1 protein-coding gene is annotated in these 2095 nt (G+C 59.4%); it reads right to left on the reverse strand.

Translation table 11 applies throughout. From position 1 onward, the window contains the following. Positions 1-2030 (reverse strand): FG-GAP-like repeat-containing protein (locus tag WA354_RS09780; RefSeq protein ID WP_472812823.1); only part of this gene is annotated, 2030 nt, incomplete at its 3' end. Positions 2031-2095: the final 65 nt, after the last annotated feature.

The raw sequence follows: 2095 nt of genomic DNA on the forward strand, positions 1-2095 counted from the left end.
AGCAACTGCGGCGGAGCCTGCGTCGCCAGTCCCGACGCACCCGCCAGCTCCCACTTCTGCCATTGCCCGTTCGCAAAGATCTCCACCTTCGCGCCAATGGCCGTCTTGTTGTCCGCATAGCCGCTGAGATCGATCCGAACGAAATGATTCTTGTTCCCACCCACATTCCGCAGCAGCACCGGCGGCGCATTCTCCTGCGTCACAATCAAATCCGGCGGGCCGCCGCCATTCACATCGGCAGCAATCAACCCGCGCGGAGATTTTAGAGCAATGCTGTCGAGCCCCAGCGCGTGACTCACATCTTCAAAGCTCCCATCGCCCTTGTTGCGAAAGACCTTTACACGCGGCCCCGCAGCGGTCTCGACAATCGCAGCCAGATCAACCCATCCATCATTGTCGATATCAACCGCCGTTACGCCCCATCCGCGCTTTGCACCGGTCAGCGGCAGCGGCACTCGTTCAAACCGCCGCCCTATATTCTGCGGACCGGCTACGTTGCGCCACAGGGTCAATCCTGGCGCCCCCGCGTGCGTCACGGCAATGTCCATCCACCCGTCCTTGTTGTAATCAAGAACTGCAATGCCCTCCGTCGCCGGAAGTTTCTCGCCCTCATAGAGCGCCTGCTGCGGGTACTTCCCCTCTCTCGGATTAACAAACAGCACCGGAGCCGCCCCATCCCCGGTCACAGCCAAGTCAACAGCGCGATCGTTATTGAAATCCGTCAGAATCGCGCTCGCGGTCTTCCCCGAGCCACCTAATCCTGTATTCGCAGTCCACTCTGTAAACGTCTTGTTCCCGTTATTCCGCCACAACACATTCGGTGCATCGCCATCCTTCAACGGCGCTCCCGTCAGAAACAGATCCAGATCCCCATCGTGGTCATAGTCCACAAACGTGATCCCCGTCGGCCGATTCCGCGCCGTCAGTCCAGCCTCCGCAGTCACATCCTCAAACTTGCCTTTGCCCAGGTCCCGAAATAGCCGCACCCCATCGTCCAGCGCCACTGCCAGATCGTTCAGGTTGTCTCCATCGAAGTCACCGACAGCGCATGCCACCCCGCGACCCGAAGCTTTAAGCCCCGCAGCCGCAACATCCACATCCTCAAACTTCCCATCGCTACCGCGATGCAGCACCCGAATCGCCTGCGAGCCACTCTCCATCAGCACCAGGTCCATCTGCCCCGACCCGGTAACGTCAAGCATGCAAGCCCCGCCCGTCTCCGTCGATGCTTCTGACTGAACTACCGACCTGGGTGCCCCATCCATGGCGCGCTTTTGCGTCATGGGTGGGATCGCACGAACCATCGTCTCCGCAACCAGCTTCACCGGAATCATCGTCCGCTGCCGCGCCTGCGGTTCCTCCACTGGCGTCACCGTCGAATAGTGCCCCTGCTCTCCATATGCCAACCCAATCGCTGCCGAAATCTTCGTACTCGTCATGTGCTGGAAGCTCTTGAAATGTTCCTTCGCCTGTTCCTTATCTCCCAGTGCCTGCTCCGCCCGCGCCAGCGCAAATTCCGAAGACGCATGCAGCGGCTGAATAGCCAGCGCCTGCTTCAGCACTTCGACCGCCTTGTCGAATTGCTTCATCTCCCGATAGCACACGCCTTCGAAGTAGTACGAGTCCACATCCCGCGGATCGAGCTTCACCGCCTGCTGAAAACTCTTCAGCGCATCATCCAGTTCGTTGTCGGCGTGCTGCGCGAGCCCCAGGTTGTACCAGGCCTGCGGACTATTCGGATCGATGGCAATCGCGGCTTGCAGCGCTTTTTTGGCATCGTCGATCTTCTGCAGCGTCAGCAGTGCGATGCCGTCGTTGATCGCCGCCTGCGCCATCTTCGGATCCTTCTTGAATGCCTCCGCAAAACTCTGTTCCGCCTTCTCGGTAAACTGCTGCCCCATCAGCGCCACGCCCCGGTTGTTGAGCCGCACAGCATCAGCATTAAACCGCGCCTGAGCACCGGCAGTAACGGTCATCGTCGCAACCACCATGGCCAGACAGCCGCAAATTCGCATAAACTTCTTTCTCAAGTCCGTCTCCAGATCGCAAGGCATATCGCGCATTGAATGCGGCGGAACTCTTCAGTGTATGCGAG

Source organism: Occallatibacter sp. (assembly GCF_049802275.1).
Taxonomy (GTDB): domain Bacteria; phylum Acidobacteriota; class Terriglobia; order Terriglobales; family Acidobacteriaceae; genus Telmatobacter.